20 protein-coding genes are annotated in these 20889 nt (G+C 43.9%); 12 read left to right on the top strand and 8 right to left on the bottom strand.

What is annotated here, in order from left to right:
* The first annotated feature begins 5 nt into the window (after positions 1–5).
* From nrdR to NO992_RS02600, 9 genes are all read left to right on the top strand, one after another.
* Complete coding sequence (nrdR, locus tag NO992_RS02640; protein WP_010372109.1) at positions 6–455, top strand: transcriptional regulator NrdR; 450 nt, start codon at positions 6–8, stop codon at positions 453–455.
* Positions 452–1564, top strand: a complete 1113-nt coding sequence (ribD, locus tag NO992_RS02635) for a bifunctional diaminohydroxyphosphoribosylaminopyrimidine deaminase/5-amino-6-(5-phosphoribosylamino)uracil reductase RibD (protein WP_371374117.1) — start codon at positions 452–454, stop codon at positions 1562–1564. The genes nrdR and ribD overlap by 4 nt, the downstream gene beginning before the upstream one ends.
* Position 1565: 1 nt before the next feature.
* On the top strand, positions 1566–2222 hold the full coding sequence (locus tag NO992_RS02630; protein ID WP_371374114.1) for a riboflavin synthase: 657 nt from the start codon (positions 1566–1568) through the stop codon (positions 2220–2222).
* A 28-nt stretch (positions 2223–2250) separates the two neighbouring features.
* Positions 2251–3363 (top strand): bifunctional 3,4-dihydroxy-2-butanone-4-phosphate synthase/GTP cyclohydrolase II, encoded by a 1113-nt coding sequence (ribBA, locus tag NO992_RS02625; RefSeq protein ID WP_010372099.1) that lies wholly within the window; start codon positions 2251–2253, stop codon positions 3361–3363.
* Between the two features lie 116 nt (positions 3364–3479).
* Positions 3480–3944: a 6,7-dimethyl-8-ribityllumazine synthase gene (ribE, locus tag NO992_RS02620; protein WP_010372096.1), complete on the top strand. Its 465-nt coding sequence runs from the start codon at positions 3480–3482 to the stop codon at positions 3942–3944.
* A gap of 11 nt (positions 3945–3955) precedes the next feature.
* A complete protein-coding gene (gene nusB, locus NO992_RS02615; protein WP_010372094.1) occupies positions 3956–4366 on the top strand; it encodes a transcription antitermination factor NusB in 411 nt (136 codons plus the stop codon).
* A 43-nt stretch (positions 4367–4409) separates the two neighbouring features.
* A complete protein-coding gene (gene thiL / locus NO992_RS02610; RefSeq protein ID WP_010372092.1) occupies positions 4410–5372 on the top strand; it encodes a thiamine-phosphate kinase in 963 nt (320 codons plus the stop codon).
* A gap of 8 nt (positions 5373–5380) precedes the next feature.
* On the top strand, positions 5381–5863 hold the full coding sequence (locus NO992_RS02605; protein ID WP_253105507.1) for a phosphatidylglycerophosphatase A: 483 nt from the start codon (positions 5381–5383) through the stop codon (positions 5861–5863).
* A gap of 24 nt (positions 5864–5887) precedes the next feature.
* Positions 5888–8968, top strand: coding sequence for a ligand-binding sensor domain-containing diguanylate cyclase (locus tag NO992_RS02600; RefSeq protein WP_253105509.1), 3081 nt, complete (start codon positions 5888–5890; stop codon positions 8966–8968).
* A gap of 104 nt (positions 8969–9072) precedes the next feature.
* On the opposite strand, the gene dxs is transcribed toward NO992_RS02600, so the two are convergent.
* The 3 genes from dxs to xseB form a co-directional block, all read right to left on the bottom strand.
* The gene (dxs, locus tag NO992_RS02595) at positions 9073–10938 is read right to left on the bottom strand and encodes a 1-deoxy-D-xylulose-5-phosphate synthase (protein WP_371374108.1); all 1866 of its coding nucleotides are present in this window, start codon (positions 10936–10938) and stop codon (positions 9073–9075) included.
* A gap of 166 nt (positions 10939–11104) precedes the next feature.
* Entirely contained in the window at positions 11105–12004 is a 900-nt protein-coding gene (ispA, locus tag NO992_RS02590; RefSeq protein WP_371374105.1) for a (2E,6E)-farnesyl diphosphate synthase, read from the bottom strand.
* Positions 12004–12243 (bottom strand): exodeoxyribonuclease VII small subunit, encoded by a 240-nt coding sequence (xseB, locus tag NO992_RS02585; protein ID WP_010372081.1) that lies wholly within the window; start codon positions 12241–12243, stop codon positions 12004–12006. Before xseB ends, ispA begins: the two co-directional genes overlap by 1 nt.
* A 234-nt stretch (positions 12244–12477) precedes the next feature.
* Here xseB and pomA point away from each other — a divergent pair, with 234 nt between their 5' ends.
* From pomA to NO992_RS02570, 3 genes are all read left to right on the top strand, one after another.
* A complete protein-coding gene (gene pomA, locus NO992_RS02580) occupies positions 12478–13245 on the top strand; it encodes a flagellar motor protein PomA (RefSeq protein WP_069022938.1) in 768 nt (255 codons plus the stop codon).
* Positions 13246–13247: 2 nt separating this feature from the next.
* Positions 13248–14177: a flagellar motor protein MotB gene (locus NO992_RS02575; RefSeq protein WP_069022936.1), complete on the top strand. Its 930-nt coding sequence runs from the start codon at positions 13248–13250 to the stop codon at positions 14175–14177.
* A 223-nt stretch (positions 14178–14400) separates the two neighbouring features.
* Positions 14401–14913 carry a hypothetical protein gene (locus NO992_RS02570; protein ID WP_222241237.1) on the top strand — a complete coding sequence of 171 codons (513 nt, stop codon included), beginning with the start codon at positions 14401–14403 and terminating at the stop codon, positions 14911–14913.
* Positions 14914–14938: 25 nt separating this feature from the next.
* Here NO992_RS02570 and NO992_RS02565 read toward each other — a convergent pair whose 3' ends face one another.
* The 5 genes from NO992_RS02565 to ybeD all read right to left on the bottom strand — a co-directional run bounded on the left by NO992_RS02565 (position 14939) and on the right by ybeD (position 19589).
* Positions 14939–16141 carry an aromatic amino acid transport family protein gene (locus NO992_RS02565; RefSeq protein WP_371374101.1) on the bottom strand — a complete coding sequence of 401 codons (1203 nt, stop codon included), beginning with the start codon at positions 16139–16141 and terminating at the stop codon, positions 14939–14941.
* Between the two features lie 253 nt (positions 16142–16394).
* A complete protein-coding gene (locus tag NO992_RS02560) occupies positions 16395–17471 on the bottom strand; it encodes a lipopolysaccharide assembly protein LapB (RefSeq protein WP_017216359.1) in 1077 nt (358 codons plus the stop codon).
* 204 nt (positions 17472–17675) lie between these two features.
* Entirely contained in the window at positions 17676–18641 is a 966-nt protein-coding gene (gene lipA, locus NO992_RS02555) for a lipoyl synthase (protein WP_371374098.1), read from the bottom strand.
* Positions 18638–19291 carry a lipoyl(octanoyl) transferase LipB gene (gene lipB, locus NO992_RS02550; RefSeq protein WP_010372061.1) on the bottom strand — a complete coding sequence of 218 codons (654 nt, stop codon included), beginning with the start codon at positions 19289–19291 and terminating at the stop codon, positions 18638–18640. Before lipB ends, lipA begins: the two co-directional genes overlap by 4 nt.
* A 19-nt stretch (positions 19292–19310) precedes the next feature.
* Positions 19311–19589 (bottom strand): DUF493 family protein YbeD, encoded by a 279-nt coding sequence (gene ybeD / locus NO992_RS02545; protein WP_010372058.1) that lies wholly within the window; start codon positions 19587–19589, stop codon positions 19311–19313.
* Between the last annotated feature and the right edge of the window lie 1300 nt (positions 19590–20889).

Raw genomic sequence — 20889 nt, 5'->3', positions numbered from 1 at the left:
CGTCTATGCATTGTCCATTCTGTACAGCCAAAGATACCAAAGTGATAGATTCACGTTTGGTTGCTTCCGGCCACCAAGTCCGTCGCCGTCGTGAGTGTATTTTATGCCACGAACGCTTTACCACTTTTGAAGGTGCAGAGCTCTTAATGCCGCGCGTAATAAAGCAAGATGGAACCAGAGAGCCTTTCAATGAAGATAAGTTACTTAATGGCATGCACCGAGCGCTGGAAAAGCGCCCCGTCAGCACAGAACAAATAGAAGAAGTGGTACACCAGATTAAATCTCAAATTCGTGGTACGGGCGAACGTGAAGTACCAAGCGACATGATTGGCGAATGTATTATGGAAGCCCTCAAAAAGCTCGATAAAGTGGCTTATGTGCGATTTGCTTCGGTATATCGCTCTTTCGAAGATATTCGTGAGTTTGGTGAAGAAATTGCGAGGTTGGGGGATTGAGCCAGTTCACAGCGCAAGATCATGATTACATGAGCCGTGCCATCACGCTTGCAAAGCGCGGTAAATACACCACAACACCCAATCCAAACGTCGGCTGTGTGATCGTAAAAGACGGTGAAATCGTCGGCGAAGGCGCGCACTTAAAAGCAGGTGAAGGCCATGCTGAAGTGCATGCGCTTAAGCAAGCTGGAGCTAAAGCCGCTGGTGCGACTGCCTATGTAACGCTTGAGCCATGTAGTCACTATGGCAGAACGCCGCCGTGTGCTAAAGGTCTGATTGACGCAGGCGTCAGCAGAGTGGTTGCAGCTATGGTTGATCCTAACCCACAAGTTGCAGGGCGCGGATTGGCAATGTTAGAGGCCGCGGGAATTGCAACGGCTTTTGGTTTGCTAGAGCCACAAGCAAGGGCGCTAAATACTGGTTTCTTGAAGCGAATGGAGTATGGGTTGCCGTTCGTGACCTGTAAGCTTGCCGCTTCTGTTGATGGTAAAACCGCATTAAACAATGGCCAGAGCAAGTGGATCACCTCAGCGGCAGCGCGCTTAGATGTACAGCGCCACCGTGCGCAAAGCTGCGTGGTCTTGACCGGAGCGGATACGGTTATGGTAGACAATGCAAGACTCAATGTTCGTGAAGAGTTTTTGCAAGACACCGATTATCCTCAACCTGAGCTACGCCAGCCGATACGTGCGATTATTGACTCACAAAATCGTCTGACACCAGATCTTGCGCTATTTAAAATTGCATCTCCAGTGATTATTTTTCGCCGTACTATTGATAATTCAGCGCAATGGCCTCATTTCGTAGAGCAAATTGTCGTGCCTGAAATCAACGGTAAGCTCGACCTAAAAGCCGTGCTCAACAAGCTGGCTGAAAAGCACTGTAATTATGTTTGGCTTGAGGCTGGCGCCACCCTTGCGGGGGTAATGCATGAACAAGGGCTAATTGATGAATATATCATCTATTTGGCACCGAAAATAATTGGCGCTGGAAAAGGGCTGTTTAACACCACACCACTGAGTGCCATGTCGCAAATACCAGAGTTAGTGTTTGGCGACGTTTGCCAAGTGGGGCCTGATCTCAAACTTATCGCGACTAAAGAGAAGTAAAATGTTTACAGGTATTATCGAAGCAACAGGAACATTAACTCAATTGCAGCTCAAGGGCGGCGATTTAATTGTTCGTGTGACCACGACATCTCTTGATATGAGCGATGTAAACTTGGGTGATAGCATTGCCACTAACGGGGTCTGCCTGACCGTAACTGAGAAGTTTCATGATGGCTTCAAAGCCGATGTTTCTAACGAAACCTTAAGTTTGACGCGTTTTGCCGAGTACCAACAAGGCCAAAAGGTCAATCTTGAAAAGGCACTGCAGCCGATTTCACGCCTAGGTGGTCATTTGGTTTCTGGCCATGTGGATGGTATTGCTGAAGTGGTTGAGATAATCGCTAATGCCAGAGCGACTGACTATTGGTTAGCCGCGCCGTCATCGCTAATGAAGTATATTCCGTATAAAGGTTCGGTTGCCATTGATGGTATCAGTTTGACGGTCAATGCCGTGGAACAAAACCGCTTTAAATTGACCATAGTGCCACACACGGCGCAAGAAACGACGATTGCAGGTTTTCAAGTCGGGTCAAAACTAAACCTAGAGGTCGACCAAATCGCCCGCTACCTCGAAAGACTAATTCAGGGTGAGCCAAGCGCTGCCAGCGAGTCCACTCTCACAACCAGTCTATTGGCGAAAGCTGGCTTTATAAAGTAGCCATAGACAAAGTAAAAATGGGAAAACTATGAGTTTAAATAGTGCTGAGGAAATCATCGCGGACATTAAAGCCGGTAAAATGGTTATTTTGATGGATGATGAAGACCGAGAAAATGAAGGTGATCTGATCATTGCAGCAGAGCACATTACACCAGATGCAATTAATTTCATGGCAACATATGGTCGCGGGTTAATCTGTTTAACCATGACACAGGAGCGCTGTGAGCAGCTGAACTTGCCACTAATGGTGAAAACCAATGGCGCTCAGTTCTCTACCAACTTTACTTTGTCTATTGAAGCTGCGAAAGGCGTAACTACTGGGATTTCAGCGGCAGATCGTGCTCGTACAGTGCAAGCTGCAGTTGCCAAAGGTGCAGTGCCTGAAGATATTGTACAACCTGGTCATATCTTCCCAATCATGGCGCAACCAGGCGGCGTTTTAACGCGTGCAGGTCATACTGAAGCTGGATGTGATTTAGCACGTTTGGCGGGATTGGAACCTGCATCTGTGATTGTTGAAATTCTCAATCCAGATGGCACTATGGCACGTCGCCCCCAACTAGAAGTATTTGCAAAAGAACACGATATTAAAATTGGCACCATCGCTGATTTAATTGAGTATCGTAACTTAAACGAAACCACTATCGAAAAAGTAGCAGAGTGTAAACTGCCTACTGAGTTCGGTGAGTTTAATCTGGTAACGTACAAAGACACCATTGATAATCAACTTCACTATGCGATGGTTAAGGGCGAGATCAAATCGGAAGAAGCCAATTTAGTGCGTGTGCATTTGCAAAGCACGTTTAACGATATTCTTCATTCAGATCGCAGTGCGGATAGAAGCTGGACGCTGCAAAGTGCCATGAAGCACATCGCTGACAACGAAGGTGTATTAGTCATTCTTGGTAAGCAAGAACACAGCGAAGAAATGGAAGCGCTAGTTAAGGCGTTTGCTGCGGAAGATGCGGGCGAACAGGTGAACTACCGTAAATTCCAAGGTACTTCGCGCACCGTAGGTGTGGGGTCGCAAATTTTGGCTGATTTAGGCATTCAGAAAATGCGCCTAATGAGTCTACCGAAAAAATATCATGCACTGTCTGGTTTCCACTTAGAAGTGGTTGAATACGTCGAACCAAAATAATTCCAAAATGCCAAATTGATCGCAATCGCCTATATTCTGATAGTAGGCGATTGCCACATTACTGTGCTATCATGCGCCTCAATTTGGCAATTGCTCATACAGATTAGGAACATCTAATGAAAGTAATCGAAGGTAATAAATACGCTCCTGGCAAAAAATTTGCCATTGTCATTTCACGTTTTAACGATTTTATCGGTAGCAGCTTACTTGAAGGCGCTGTAGATGAATTAAAACGTACCGGTGGTGTTAGCGATGAAGACATCACGGTTGTATATGTACCGGGAGCGGTTGAACTACCACTAGCAGCAAAACGCGTTGCGATGAAAAAAGAGCACGACGCGATTATTGCGCTAGGTGTGATTATTCGTGGTGGTACACCACACTTCGATTTAGTTGCTAACGAGTCTAACAAAGGCTTAGCTAGCGTTTCATTAGATTATGACATCCCTGTTGCTTTTGGTGTACTTACTACTGAAAGCATTGAGCAAGCTATCGAGCGCGCGGGCACTAAAATGGGCAACAAAGGGGGAGAAGCCGCCCTTGGAGCTCTAGAAATGGTGAACGTGCTAGAGCAAATTTAAGAGGAATCTCAGTGAAACCAGCAGCTAGACGCAAAGCACGTGTACTTGCTTTACAAGCTATTTATTCTTGGCAGCTAAGTGGTAACCCAATTGCCGATATCGAACAGCAAATGCTGATCGAAAACGACGTAACGAAAGTCGATGTGGAATACTTCAAAGACTTAGCGCGTGGTGTTGTTGTTAACCAAAAGCAGCTAGACGAAGCAATTCGTCCGCATTTAGCTCGTCCACTTGAAGAATTGGATATGGTTGAGCTTGCCGTGTTACGTGTTAGTGCTTATGAGCTTAAATTCCGTGAAGATGTGCCATACAAAGTGGCTATCAACGAAGGTATTGAGTTAGCGAAAATGTTTGGCGCTGAAGAAAGCCACAAATTCGTTAACGGTGTACTAGACAAAGCGGTTAAGTTTATTCGCAAATAAGCTTTACTATAGGAATAGCCGGCCTTGGCCGGCTTTTTTGTGTATGAAAGAATTTGAGCTAATCAATCACTACTTTAAAGGCCGTGGCATTATTCGTCGAGATGTAGAGCTTGGGATCGGTGATGACTGCGCCTTAGTTTCAGTTCCTGCTGGCAATCAGCTTGCGGTAACAACGGATACGCTAGTTGCGGGTGTGCATTTTTTTGAAGATATTCCACCTCGGGCACTTGGTCACCGTGTGATCGCGGTAAACCTTAGCGACTTAGCTGCAATGGGGGCGGAACCTACTTGGGTGTCGCTTGGTTTAACGTTACCTAGCGCTGATTTAGAGTGGTTAGAGGCCTTTACTGAGGGGATGCATGAAATCGCTGAGTACTATAACGTACAAGTAATAGGTGGCGATACAACGCAAGGTCCATTGACTATCACTGTATGTGCAAAAGGTATTGTACCAACTGGTAAAGCACTCAAGCGCTCAGGTGCGCGAGTGGGTGATTGGATTTATGTAACAGGTCCGCTTGGTGACGCAGGGCTCGCTATTGAAGCGCGAAAGCAAGGCTGGACGCTTGAGCCAAAACACTACAAAGCAGCGCTTGAAAAGTTTCACTATCCAGCGCCACGAGTTGCTGCGGGTCAAGTACTCAGAGGCCTTGCTACCTCAGCAATCGATATCTCAGACGGTTTACTGGCGGATCTTAAACATATTTTACGTAGCTCGTTAGTTGGCGCTAAGATAAATGCCGATAAAGTCCCACAATCTGATGCGCTGCGCTCAAGTCTTGATGAAGATGCACGTATGCGGCTCGCGCTCGGTTTTGGTGATGACTACGAGTTACTTTTCACGGTCAATGATAATAACAAAAATGCCGTGGAAACCAGATTGAAGCAGTATGGTGTTGAGCCAGTTTGCATTGGCCAAATTACGGCTAATAATGGCGAAATTCAATTGCTCAAAAAAGGTCAACCTTACCAGCTCGCAGGGCTTGGTTTTGAGCATTTTAGCTAGGAGTTGGTTTGGCTAAGCAGTATGTATTTAATTTAAAGAAGCCGCATCAACTCTTTGCACTCGGGTTTGGTCTTGGTTTAGCGAAAAAAGCACCTGGTACTTTTGGTACCTTCGCTGCATTACCGTTTATTTTTGCAACCCAAGGTGCACCAATGTGGCTGCAATGTCTTGTTGCGATTGTCATGACGTTATTTGGGATCTGGGTGTGTGGTAAAACAGCAGACGATGTTAATGTTCATGACCATCCAGCCATTGTCTGGGATGAAGTGGCAGGCTTTTATATTACCATGATAGGGGCGGCACTTAGCTGGCAGTCATTAATCGTTGGCTTTATTTTGTTCCGCTTTTTCGATATTTTGAAACCGGGTCCGATTAGATGGCTCGATAAACGTTTGCACGGTGGCTCGGGGATTATGCTAGATGATGTATTAGCTGGCATTTTTTCATTGATTTGCGTGCAAGCTTTGTTTAAAACTGGCATTTTAGTCTAACTGTGCTGATGTGATGGAATCGAGATGACAAGGCTATTGTTTTTCATTTTCACTTTGCTGCTACCAATTACGAGTTTTGCGGCGATAGATGATTACGTAGTTAAACAGTGGAATATCCAAAGTGGATTACCGTCACAAAGCGTTAAGAGTGTCGTTCAAGACAATCAGGGCTACATTTGGCTCGGAACTCAGTTTGGCTTAAGTCGGTTTGATGGTCATCAATTCCAAAACTTCAACACCCAAAATACCGAATTTTTAAATAGCAATGCCATTAATAAATTGGTGGTAGACCGATTTGGCATGCTCTGGGTTGGCACGCGTCGAGGATTGCTAAGACTTAATCCCCAAACCTTAGAAGCTCGGCGTTTCGACCTGCAGGGGCCCGTACGGGATATCTTGCAAGATGAAGATGGCGGGATCTGGATTGCTGCAAATGGTCTGTATTATGTTTCTGCGAAAAAGCTGACGTTAGCCGCCAATAACATCGAACAAAGTACGTTAGATGTTACCCAAATCAATCAAATTGTAGGTTCCGTGACTAAAATGGCGCTGGTGCCAGATGGTATTTGGTTGGTAAATGAGCGTCACTTACTTAAAATCAGCGAATCAAGCAATCGCACTGGCGATGGGGTTCGGCTTGAATTGGCAAGTAAAGTGTCATTACCTGAACAGTTAGCACAAACCATCATACATGACTTAGCTTGGGTCGATGGTAAGTTGTTCTTAGCATCAGAGCTGGGCGCCTATTTTCTAGATATTGATGAAGTACTACGTCGTTACCAAGAAGTGGGTAACAATGCGGTATATAAGTTTCTTAACGATAAGGAAGGTGGCCTGTGGGTTTCCACTTATGGGCGATTGTTATACCGACAAAATAATGGCATTTGGCAAGCTGTTGAGCCAATTCAACTAGATCAGAGCATCTGGTTTGCCGATATTTTTATGGATAACGATAATAATATCTGGCTTGCTAGTTTAAATGAGGGACTTTGGCTTGCTCACTCAGGTAAGGTTGAGCGTCATCATATCGGCCAACGGACAAATCAAGCTATCTCAGCAATTACTCAAGGCCCCAATGGTCAATTGTGGGTAGCTAGCAGAGAAGGTCTTGGAATTATTGGGTTAAATGATAGTTATCAACCTGTGCTCACAAGTGCTCAGTTAAATCGCTCTGTAATACACGACTTAGAATTTATCGGTGAAAAGCTCATTCTTGGTACTGACCGTGGTGCGCTTATTTACGAAGATGGCACACTGCAAAAGTTAAATGAGCGGGAGCTCAGGCAAAATCCGGTATTTTCTCTCAGCCCTTCAAATCGTGGGGGGATGTGGTTTGGTACTGGCAGGGGCTTGTATCGCCTTGATTACAAGGGGATAACGCCGTTTGCCTATAATGCCTTTCTCGGTAGCCAATTCGTCACTTTTGTTGAAGACTTCCCTAGATACGGCTTCATTGGTACAAACAAAGGGGCTTATCGTTACAATGATAAGGGGATCGAAAAAATCGGTTCTCAAACGTCATTGGATACCGCTTATATCACCAGTATTTTGCATTTGGATACCGTGACGACTTTAGTTGGCTCACTCAACGATGGGTTATTCTATCGTACCTCAGAGGGTGATTGGTATCAGCTTGATGCTTCAAATGGATTGCCTTACGGATCGATATTTTCGCTGCATTATGACAAGAGCAATCAGCTCATCTGGGTGAGCACAATGAAAGGGGTATATCGCATGCCCGTTGCGCAATTTGGTCACGTTATAGAGAGTTTGCAAGTTGAACAAGTAATAAGCCCATTCGATAGGCAGCTTGATGGCAGACCAAGCCAATGTTGTTCGGGGCTTGGGCATGATGCAGTGGTTGAAACCGAGTCTGCTATTTTTTACCCCAGCTTACAAGGTGTCGTTGAGATCCCTAAAAATGTCCAGCTTTTTGGTGGTGGGGATTTATTGCCAAGACTAGAGTCATTGTCTACCCACGATAGAGTATTTAGTACAGAATCCTTAAATCAAGTGATCCAGCTTGATACATCGGAGCGTGATCTAACCATTAATTATACTGCAATCGATTTTTACGCGCCGCATAGTATTGAATTTAGATACAAGCTAAAAGGGCACGATACGCAATGGCGTGATGCTCAATCTCGCCGCGAAGCAATTTATACCAATTTACCACCAGGCAACTTCACCTTTGTTTTAGAAGTTAAGCGCCAAGGGCAAGATTGGGAGCAGGCGAAGGTGCTTAACTTATCCATTACGTTACCGCGCCGTTTTGATGAAACGATTTACTTTAGACTGTTTATCACTTGTGCATTTATATTTATGTTCTATCTCATTTTCTGGGTATTTAGAGCACAAGAAAGAAGGAAGCAAGCCGCACTAGAAGCGTTGATAGCAGAGCGTACGACAGAGCTCAGAAAAGCCAATGAAAAGCTCAATCAGGTCAATACTCAGCTTAAGCTTGTAAGTCACTCAGATGAATTGACGGGGCTACGTAGTCGTCGCTTCCTCTTTGATCAGTTACCAAAAGATGTCGAGCATTATCAGCGCAATGCGCAGTCACTACAGGCTCAAAATAAGAGTTTGGTATTGATGATCATGAACATTGATGATTTTAGCAAAATTAATGATTCTTATGGTCCAATTGGCGGTGATAGCTGTTTGCAGCAATTAGCGACGTTACTCAATACACGAACGCAAGGTTCTGATTATGTCGTCCGTTGGAGCGGTGATGAATTCCTATTACTGCTACGTGACTTTAGCAGAGACTATATCGAAGAGTACGTCAGCGACTTATGTAAGGCGATTGCTGAAACGGATTACCGCTTACCGAATGGTAAAACGACTAAATTAACGGTGTCGATGGGATGGTCATATTATCCGTTGCCACTACTAGGTGGTAAGGTCATTGGCTGGGAATCATCTGTGAACTTAGCTGATATCGCATTGCATCAGGTCAAACAACGTGGCGGTGATGGTGCTGCGACAATCATCTTTGACGATCAATTGGATGCATTCGAATTTGAGCAAAGCGCGAACATAGAGTCTCAGTTACAACTTTTGCAAAGCAATGGACTTGCGGAAGTGAGAGTGTGGATGAGGTAATACTCATCACTAGCGCTTAAACTGTCAACCTTGTTTAGGATGGGACAAGAGCATAAAAAAGGCTTCCAAATGGAAGCCTTTTTTAGAACAGCTCAAAGTCAAGACTATGGATTTAGCCAGGCCTTAATTTGCTGGCTTATTCCTTCGCTGTTTAAATCCAGTTCGGCGTGGATCTCAGTTTGTGAACCATGCTTAATAAACTCATCAGGTAGGCCGAGTAGTTTGATTGGCTTTAGATGGCCTTGGGCTAATAGATATTCGCTCACAGCTGAACCTGCACCACCAGCAATCGCATTGTCTTCAAGTGTTACAAAGCGCTCGTGAGTTACCACTAACTCTTCGATAAGTGCGGTATCTAAAGGTTTTACAAAGCGCATATCAACTAGTGTCGCATTTAGCTCTGCGGCTACGGCTTGAGCGTTTTCAAGCAATGTACCAAAGCTTAAAATAGCCAGCTTTTCACCTTCTCTTACTACCTTGCCCTTACCAATTTCCAGTTCGCTCATTTTTGCACTAATCTCTGCGCTTCCCGCACTGCCCCTAGGGTATCTTACCGCAGCTGGCCTATCTAGGCGGTGACCAGTATAGAGCATTTGGCGACACTCATTAAGGTCGCTTGGTGCCATGATCACCATATTTGGAATACAGCGCAAAAAGCTTAGATCATAAGCCCCTTGGTGTGTTTCTCCATCCGCACCAACGACACCTGCGCGGTCAATAGCAAAAAGTACTGGCAGGTTTTGTAGTGCAACATCATGAATTAATTGGTCATAGGCACGTTGTAAAAAGCTTGAATAAATAGCAACAATAGGATTCAAGCCCTCACAGGCAAAGCCAGCACCAAGCGTAACTGCATGTTGCTCAGCAATCGCAACATCAAAATACTGAGCCGGGTACTCTTTAGAGAAGCGCACCATGCCAGAACCTTCACGCATTGCAGGTGTAATAGCCATCAGCTTATTATCTTGTGCGGCCATATCACAGAGCCAGTCACCAAATACTTTTGAAAAGGTCGGTGCGCTGGGTTTTGATTTGGGTAAGCTGTGCACGGTTGGATCAAACTTAGGTACACCGTGGTAGCCAATAGGATCCGCCTCTGCAGGCTTATAGCCTTTCCCTTTTTGCGTTTTAACATGCAATAACTGTGGCCCCTTTAGGTTACGCATATTACGCAGCGTATCAACTAGGGTGCCAACATCATGTCCATCAATTGGACCAATATAGTTAAAGCCAAGCTCTTCAAAGAAAGTGCCTGGGATTATCATCCCTTTTAAATGTTCTTCCATTCTGCCAGCAAGTTCTTTAACTGGTGGCACACCAGCTAACAGCTTTTTACTGCCTTCACGAATATTGGTATAGAAGCTACCAGAGAGGATCTTAGCGAAATGGTTTGTAAGTGCACCAACGTTTTCAGAGATAGACATTTCATTGTCGTTCAAGATCACGAGCATGTCCGGGTTAACATCCCCTGCGTGGTTCATGGCTTCAAACGCCATACCAGCAGTCATTGCGCCATCACCAATAATAGCAACAGTTTTACGGCCTATTGCCTCTCTTTCAGCGGCAATAGCCATTGCGAGCGCTGCAGAAATCGAGGTGCTTGAGTGACCAACACTAAAGGTATCGTATTCACTTTCCTCTCGATATGGGAAAGGGTGTAGCCCATCTTTCTGGCGAATAGTATGCATCTGGTCACGGCGGCCCGTTAGGATCTTATGGGGATAAGCCTGATGACCTACGTCCCACACCAATCTATCCTGTGGTGTGTTGTAGACGTAATGCAATGCAACGGTCAGTTCGACCGTGCCAAGACCTGAAGCTAAGTGACCGCTGCTTTGAGAGACTGAGTTGAGCAAATACTCTCGTAATTCATCACTTAACGCAGATAACTTATGCTGGGGTAATTGACGAAGTTGACTTGGGTCGTCAATTAACGCGAGTAAAGGATACTTGCTACTATCAAGTTTCATGGTATTTATCAGAGTCCTAGTGAGTCTTTGCTGAGTACTTACTCGCGCAGCTCACTTCATAATTATTAAAATTCGTCACCAACTGGTCATAATATTATGTTAGCCAGTATTTACAAAGTACTTGTGAATATTTTCTTAGCTTGGCGTAGTTATTTTATACGTCAGCTTAATATTCTCGATCTATGATGTATTTTGCTAAATCTGCAAGTATTTCTGTGTCACCATCTATTTTCGTAAGCGCATCCAGTGCTTCATCTATCAACTGTTCGGCTTTTTCTTTTGCTTGCTCTAAGCCTAAAAGTGCAGGATAGGTAGACTTATTATGTTCTATGTCAGAGCCTTGTGGCTTACCAAGCACCGCAGTGTCACCTTCTACATCAAGAATGTCATCTCTGACTTGGAATGCAAGGCCTATTGCACGACCATAAGTGCGTATTGCATTACATGCTTGCTCGGTAACTTGCTCTGGGTTGCCGCATAAGATCCCAAGCTCCACAGCACAGCTTAGCAGTGCACCTGTTTTTAGCTTATGAATACGTTCAAGTTCGTCTATGGAAATTGAACGATTAGTAGCAGCTATATCAAGTGCTTGGCCACCAACCATGCCTTGTAGACCCGATGCTTTAGCTAGCGCGGAAATCATTTTTATTTGCGCATGGTGGCTTACTGCGAATTGATGCCCACTTAACAGCTCAAACGCCAGAGTTTGTAAGGCATCGCCAGCTAAGATAGCTGCCGCTTCATCGAATTGAATATGGCAGGTTGGACGGCCGCGCCTAAGTTCATCATCATCCATCGCGGGTAAATCATCGTGCACCAACGAATAGCTATGCACGCATTCTATTGCTGCAGCGGCCTTGTCTAAGTCTTCTGGAGCCGCACCAAACAATTCACCAGTGCAGTACACCAAGAATGGTCGCAAGCGTTTACCACCATTTTCTATACTGTAGCGCGTTGCGGCTTTGATATTTTCTTCAGTATCAAGGACATTATCAAAATAGTGTAAAACGGTGGTTTCTACACGCGTCTTAGCAGACAGGAGTTTTTCTTGTAATTTTGCTGACATTAGGCTTCGTTTTCAAATGGCTGTAATTGCGCTTGCTCATCTTCGCCCATTAAAATAGCGACCTGCTGCTCAGCTTGCTGAAGTTTTTGGTTTGAAGCTTTTGCGAGCTTTATCCCACGCTCAAATTGTTTAAGTGCTTGATCCAGAGGTAAGCTACCGTTTTCCATGTCTGCAACGATTTGTTCCAACTCTTGCATGGCCTCTTCAAAGCTCAAATTATCAGGTTTTTTTACCGCCATATGTCACACTGACCCGTAAAGTAAAAGTGTGGCAATTTTAGGGGGATTGCGCGCCAAGGTCAAAAAAACCAGAGACTTTTTGATCTGACGGAGTATCGGCATTACAAGATCTGCTATAAACTCGCATTTTAAACACTTTTTAATATAATAGTGTTAAGTTGTAGAGAAACTTGCCGATAACTCAAACAATAATAACTGCGTGATTTATCACAAATAACTTCCCCCGGAGGACATGTGGATTTAGCAACGGTAATAGGGATCCTGGGTGCCATAGGTTTGATTGTAATGTCGATGGTACTGAGTAGTGATGGCCAGATCGCTATGTTCTATAACACGCCTTCCGTCGTTATCGTATTTGGTGGTTCAATTTTTATCGTATTGTCTAACTTTACGCTTGGACAATTTTTCGGCATTGGTAAAGTGGCCGGCAAGGCCTTCATGTTTAAGATTGAAACCCCTGAAGAGCTGATTGAAAAAGCCGTTGAGCTTGCTGATTCTGCGCGTAAAGGTGGTTTCTTAGCGTTAGAAGAAGCTGAAATTCCCAACCAATTTATGCGTAAAGGCGTTGATATGTTAGTCGATGGCCATGACGCTGATGTTGTGCGCGCCACACTGCAAAAAGATATTGCTTTAACGTCCTCAAGACACCAGTTAGGCGCCGGTTTATTTAAATCCCTCGCTGATATAGCGCCTGCGATGGGTATGATCGGAACACTCATCGGCCTAGTTGCTATGTTGTCTAACATGGACGACCCAAAAGCAATCGGGCCTGCCATGGCTGTTGCACTTTTAACAACTTTGTATGGTGCGTTCTTAGCTAACGTAGTTGCGATCCCAATTCAGGTTAAGCTTGAGCTTCGTAAAGATGAAGAAGAGCGAAATCAGCGGCTCATCTTAGATGCTATTTTAGGTATTCAAGATGGCCAAAACCCGAAAGTCATTGAAGGCATCTTGAAAAATTATTTGCCTGAGTCTAAACGTGGCGCTGAGGCTGAGGAATAACCATGTCAGATGAGAATGAATGTAAATGTCCTCCCCCAGGTCTTCCCGCCTGGATGGGGACATTTGCTGATCTGATGTCATTACTGATGTGCTTCTTTGTACTGTTACTGGCATTTTCTGAAATGGACGTGCTGAAGTTTAAGCAAATTGCCGGGTCGATGAAGTTTGCTTTTGGTGTGCAAAACAAAATTGAAGTAAAGGATATCCCAAAAGGTACCAGTGTTATCGCGATGGAATTTACTCCGGGTAAGCCAGAGCCAACACCAATTGAAACTATCCAACAGCAAACTGTAGAAATGACGCAACAGATGCTTGAGTTTCAGGCTGGTGATGAATCGTCTGCGGGTGGTCGGCAAGAGCAGCGGGGCAATAAGCGTGGTGGTGAGTCAGCCAGTACAGCTCAAGAAATGGCGTCAACGCAAGCAATCGCATCCGCAGATCAAGAACAAGTTAATGAGCTTGTTAAAAAGATTGCGCAGCAGTTAGAAAAGCAAATAATGGATGGTGCGATTGAGCTTGAGTCTCTAGGGCAGCAAATCATTATTCGTATCCAAGAGAATGGTTCTTTCCCCGCAGGTAGTGCGTTTTTACAACCTAAATTTGAACCAGTGATTGCCGAAATTGCAGAACTACTCAAAGATGTACCCGGTGAAATTACTGTCTCGGGTCACACAGACGATTTTAGAGTCACTAACGAACTTTACTCCAATAACTGGGATTTATCGGCGACGAGAGCGGTCGCTGTTGCGACTGTGATGGAGCGCGTTCGTGGTTTTGATAAGAACAGAATGGTCGTGGTTGGGCACGCAGACACTAGGCCACTAGTTCCCAATGACAGCGATGCAGATAGACGCCGCAATAGGCGTGTTGAAATCTCGATTTTACAGGGTAAACCTAAAGAGTCAGACCCTATTGAAGTGAGGCAAAATTAATTACAGTTTATTGCCAAATTACAGGGAATTCGCTATTGTTTCGTTTGGTTCTACTTAAAGGAGAAATAGAATGATTTCAATAAAAAAACCTCAAAATTTTAGGCTGCCAGGCGGTAATGGTGAAGGCGGTGATGAAGAGGCGGAAAAAAAGCCGTCTTAACCGATTGTAATAATTACTTGACCCATTAAAAAATTATCTTAACTAATAATTAGAAGAGTAAATATGTTAGAGGCTTGGGAGTCGGTTAGGCTTTTTTATATCCAATACAGCATTCCACTATCGCTGATTGCAGTGTTGGTCTGTTTAGTTTTAAGAGATATAAAAGCCGCTCGTTATGCGATTTTGATTGCTTTATTTTATATTATTGGCTCTTTTACTGGTGATTTTATTAGAGCGATAGACGATGAGTTGGTTTATCGCTATATATTTTGGGCATTTAACGATATTGTGTTTATGGCTATAATTGCTGTTTGGGCTATTAAGGACAAAGTTTATATGTGGCAGAGTGTAATTGCTCAGCTCATTATTATACCTGCACCAATCTTACAGATGTTCCGCTTAGTTGATAGGCATTTAATGGAACTTAGCTATTCGTCTTATCTCTACGTTACAATTATCCCAATAGTTAACTTTGCTACTCTATGCTTAGCATTTGTACCTGTAGTTGCTTATTTTCAATTGAAACATAAACGAATGCAAGACGGTGGGCTGGAGAGAATCGAAGTAGGCCGTTAATAGACCTACGTCGTCTTGATAATGCTTACCCTAAACTAGGAATAAGGCCAGCCATTTGCATTAGCTGAGAGGTGATGATCATCACACCAAAAATGGCGGCAAGTCCTAGTCCAAGCGTACCACCTTTAATCTGATATCCATCATTACCTCTAACTTTTCTCTGCTTCCATACCATAGCAACTGGTAGAAATACCGCTAACACCACGAGCGCAATTGCCGCATATCCCAGTGCCATGATAAAGCCCTTTGGATAAAAGAGGGCAAAGCCAAGCGGTGGTAAAAAGGTAATGAACGCCGTTTTTACACGGTCTTTCTTGGTATCTTGCTTTTTAAAGGCATCAGCAAAAAAGTCAAATAGCCCAAGGCTTACACCTAAGAATGAAGTCGCCAGAGCAAGATCTGCAAAAACCGTCACAAATAATTGTACATTGTCGTTGTGTGCGATAGACGAAATACTGGTGACAAAACCAGGCAATCCCTCACTTGCCATTAAGCTCTCTTGCCCCATAACACCTTGACTTAGTAGTTGCCAAAATACATAGATGATAAGCGGGAGGGAAGCACCAAACATCATTACTTTACGTAATTGGCGGATATCTACGCCCACGTACTTAACGATTGACGGGATTGATCCATGAAACCCAAATGAAGTGAAAATTACAGGAATTGCCGCAATAACAAGTCCTTGCTCTACTGGCATATCGATAAGATGTTGGCCATGAACATAGGGAGTCAGGATAAAAAACAAACTCGCGAGCACGATAACTTTAATGGTAAATAGTAACTGGTTAAGCTTATCGACGGTACTTGTGCCTAATGTCACTATGGTTGCTATGATAACAGCAAGCAATACTGAGCCGAGTTGGGGAGTGATCCCGTCACCTAGTACACTAACCAGTTTGCTTTGAAGTTGTGCACCACCTCCCGCGATATAAGCTGCGCACAGTGCATAGAATAAAAATACCATAGAAAAGTTAGCGACATATTGGCCCGTTTTACCGAGCAAGTTTTTCGCCAGTGTATTTAGCGTTGCGTCTTGATCTGCGTATTGATGTACTTCCAGCATAAGCAAAGCGGTATAGGTCATTAACAACCATGTGATTGCTAATAATGCGATAGCGGTAGAAAAGCCGAGTCCTGCTGATGCAATAGGGAGGGCGAGCATACCCGCGCCAATTGTAGTACCTGCTACAATCAGCATGCTGCCCAAAGTTTTATTCTTAAGCACGTTTTGCCCCTGATTATTATTATCTGGTGAGGCAAGATATAACGAATAGCGAGGAAATGAAACCGTTTTGCTGCTAATACCAATTCGCGTATAAAATTTATGCGTTAAAAACAAAAAAGCCGCATACCAATATGCGGCTTATTCTACTCACTGGCATTTTCATCCAGTGAATTTGTGCTTGTACCTTTAACTTTTATATAAAGTCTTCATCTCTCATGAAAATGCACCGTATCAAGCTAACTTACCTAAGAGTCTATTGCGCTCGTACTAAATTGTCAAACCAATCTTGACCTCTCGCACTGAGCGACTTTAGCACAATAAGGTCACTTTCACCGTCTGGTAGCTTCAATCTTAAATGCTCATCAAGCGCAATTGCGCGCTCCAAATGGCTGCGGATCTCACCCAGCGTCCGGACCATACAATCTAGCTCCTCAGGTAAGCCTTCGCTAAAATCTATACGAGTCTGGTAACAGGCGATATTCCAATGCATACGAGCTCTGACGGACTCACTCATATCTGAGATGGAAAGTGCGCTTTCTAGCAGCTTGATGGCTTCTGCGAGCTTACCATCTCGGCTGAGTGCTCTGGCTTTTATGCCAATTGCTCTTGCATGGTTTGGGTGGATGTTGGTAAGAATGTCATCACAAACCTTAATTGCTTCATCGTATTGTGTGTTTGCAATCAATTCCCTAGCGCGTTGGAGTGCGATTTCTACGGTATTCTTACGTGCTATTTCATACTCCTCTTTCACCTTTTGTTGGATGTCATTGAATTCATCTTCGCCAACATAGCGCTTGTAGGCGCTAGAAACGAGTCCTACACCACCAAAACCGCTTAAAATAGAGAATGAAAATATTTTAATCCAAGTCCAAAATGCTTTATCAGAACCGGTAATTGAGTCATTTTCCCGCTTCAAATTGTGCTCTACGACCACTTTGATAATACGGTTGATCTCAACGGCGTTATCGTTATGCGCAGATGAAAACATTGCCACGGGAATGAGTATCTCGTCATTGTTTTGATGGTGGGAGTCGTGCTCCCCATTTTGATATGATTTAAATGCATACTTACTGACTGGGCTGAAGTCAGCAGCGCCCGCCATGGTGAGCACACCAATTGCCATAAATGCTGAGATCACACCGGCTAGAATGACACCGAATCCACCTAAGTCCCAATACTCTGGGGCAGCGCTATTCGCACTCTTAAACTTAGGTTTGCGAAACTTATATGACGACGTTGAACGCATCGCTTGTAAGAGCCCGCCTAAGCTGCCTCCAAGCACCACAACGGCAATAAAAATAGCGTAAAAGCTGATTGGTCCGTATTCCATATTATTATTCTAAGTAACTTGAGCTGGGGATAATTAATGCCTTGTTACCACTAAAACTCTCTGGCTAGACAAGGGTGTAAATTAAGGGAATTTTGGCTATTTTACATTGAATTTACATGAATGCGTAGAGGGAGAGCGGAAATTGCTCCTATTTACGACTAGGAGCAATATCCGTGTTACTTGAACTTAAGTTCGGAGCAGAAGCTATTTTACTTCTTTACCGGCGGCTTGCTGATCTGCATGGTAGCTAGAGCGTACAAATGGTCCGCAAGCTGCATGGCTAAAGCCTATTTCGTCGGCATATTCTTTTAGCCCATCAAACTCAACCGGTGGCACGTAGCGCTTGACTGGCAAGTGGTGCTTTGAAGGTTGCAGATACTGGCCTACGGTAAGCATATCTACGCTATGCTCGCGCAAGTCTCTTAAGACTTCTTCAATTTCAGAGATTTCTTCGCCTAGTCCAACCATCAGGCCTGATTTAGTTCTTACTTCTGGATGCGCTTCTTTAAAGCGGCGTAGTAATTCGAGCGACCACTTATAATCGGCGCCTGGACGCGCTAGCTTGTAAAGTCTCGGTGCAGTTTCAAGGTTGTGGTTGAATACATCTGGTGGTGTTTCACTTAAGATCTCTAAAGCTCTATCCATACGACCACGGAAATCAGGCACAAGAATTTCGATTGTAATACCTGGGTTGTGCTTACGGATCTCACGAATACAGTCGGCAAAGTGCTGCGCACCACCGTCGCGCAAATCATCACGGTCAACAGAGGTAATAACAACGTAGCTTAACTTCATGTCTTTGATGGTAAGTGCAAGCTTTTCCGGCTCTTGGGCGTCAGGTTTTAATGGACGACCGTGGGCCACATCGCAGAATGGACAGCGGCGAGTACAAATTGCACCTAAAATCATAAAGGTTGCTGTACCGTGATTAAAGCACTCAGAAAGGTTAGGGCAAGATGCTTCTTCACAAACAGAGTGCAAGCCGTGCTTTCGCATTGCTTGTTTAATGCCATCGATACGTTCACTTGATTTTGGCAAACGGATCTTTAACCACTCAGGCTTTCTCAGCATTTCTTCGCGTTCTGTTGGCATGACTTTAACTGGGATCAATGCCATTTTTTCAGCATCGCGGAGCTTTACCCCTGGCTCCATTTTGACTGGTTTACTCATACGTTTTCAAACCCTTCAGTGTATTCGACATGCTCAGCATTAATGCGTTTTAGCATGTGTTTTACCAGACCAGCCCCCGCATCAGCGACGGTTTGAGGTCCATTAATTTCGCTACTTTGCACCATATTCATGCCCGCATAACCACAAGGGTTTATTCGTAAAAATGGACCAAGGTCCATATTAACGTTGAGTGCGAGACCATGAAACGAGCAGCCACGGCGGACTCTGAGTCCAAGAGATGCTATCTTGCTATCGTTGACGTATACACCCGGTGCATCGGCTTTAGCATAAGCCTCTATCCCATATTCTTTTAGGGAGTCGATTATACTTTCTTCTAGCCAAGTGACGAGTTCACGTACCCCTATTTTCAATCGTCGTAAGTTGAGCAGAACATAAAGCATTTGTTGCCCAGGGCCATGGTAGGTAACTTGACCACCGCGATCCACTTTTACGACGGGAATGTCGCCCGGCGCCAATACATGCTCTTCTTTACCTGCTTGACCTTGTGTAAAAACAGGTTCATGTTCCACCAGCCAGATTTCATCCGCAGTGGTGTCATCACGCTCATCGGTAAAAGATTGCATTTTGTGCCAAATTGGCTCGTAACTACAAAGGCCGAGTTGGCGCACAATTAACTTACGAGATTCCATAATTAGGGGTCCTTACCAACTACAGGATGTAACGGACGTCTTCGATGCCACCGATCTCGGTATAAATCTGCTCGATATGCTCTTTGCTGGTTACGGTAACGACAAGAGATACGGCTTCATAGGTGCCTTTGCTGCTTGGTTTAACCTTTGGTGCATAATCACCCGGTGCAATAACCTGCAGTTTAGCTAGGATCTGATCCGTCAAATCGACATTTGCAAGGCCCATAATCTTGAATGTAAATGGGCAAGGAAATTCTAAGTATTCATCAAACTTAGTATTTTTAACTGGTTTTACCACGACGGTATCCTCACAACGAACTACTTGCTGACGCCCTTATTTGGCCACTTAGATGCTCTTTCAAGCCTGGAGCTGCCAAGGTCGTCATTTATTGGCCGCATTCTATCATTTTTGGCGCAAAAAAAAACGTTCACGATAAGGGCGTTTTTGTTGAGTCATTTTGAAGCTAGCTTTCACCATTGATTACGTCTTTACAATTATCAAAAACTGCTAAAGTAGCTAATAGAAGGAAGCAGTGATTGCTAAGCCTTCCGAGTCAAAGAAAAATCGAAATACTGTTGTTAATAGTAGTAGTATCAAAAGCGCTGTTTTGTTGCGTTTCAAGGTCTTTACTATGTTTCTTTTAGACAGCTTGATTCTAGCGCTAAGAATTCGTACCAGCTGATAAATGATGATACTAACTACGGCAAGATTGATGCCGGTAATAAGCATTGAAGGAGATGAGAGAGTAACAATACTAACCAATAGCAGAATAAATATTGGAATGTATCCAAATGCTTCATATTGGCTTTTTCCGCTTGGGTATTGTTAAGCTGCGTAGCAAGTTGATAAAGTGCGTCGTACAGAGCAATATAAAAACCAAGATACAGTAGTACAGGTTTATTTAAATAATCACTTAATATGAAGCAGACAATAAATACAGCCATGCTAATGTGGATCTAGATAGGAGATTGTTGCTCGGGGTGTAAAAAGTCAATCAGTATTTAACCACTGATTGACTTTTATCTAAATAGGTTATTGCGAGAACTCTAAACTAGTTTAATCAGGCGCAAAAATATTCTCACTAATAATATGGTTTAAGAACTGTATGTAGCAGTTAAAAATAACCATATAACTAGCAGCCCACGTTCCTAAAGACATTGTTAGAAATGGTATGGCACACATAACAACAATGAGTAGCAGGTTAACGGAAAAAATAAACCTCGACTTGGTTTTTAATCTCTCCTTTATCGCGTCAATAGCGGACGTATTTCTTATTTTATACACAACTTTAATAACATGGACAGCCAATAACAGACTGAATACAATATTAAAAAGAGTAAGTAGTGGGTATTCAAGGTGTAGCCCGGCAATACCTATACAAGCAAACGCTAGCATAAGTGGTAACTGTATCCAGTGCTGTTTACAGTAAGCTATGAGCGTAACTTTTGCACAAGCTCCTTGTTCTTTTGCCACTACGGATAATAAATCCCATGCAGTTATAATTAGCGCCATATAAAAACCGCGAATTCAACTCCGAAGTGCACCACTCGCTAAATTAAGCTGCTTTACGTAATTCATTGAATACTACAGCAGGCTG

This window comes from Pseudoalteromonas sp. DY56-GL79 (assembly GCF_041414765.1).
In the GTDB taxonomy this organism is placed as follows: domain Bacteria; phylum Pseudomonadota; class Gammaproteobacteria; order Enterobacterales; family Alteromonadaceae; genus Pseudoalteromonas; species Pseudoalteromonas piscicida.
Note: the sequence above shows the minus strand (reverse complement) of the source record. Positions and strands in the feature narration are given on the sequence as shown.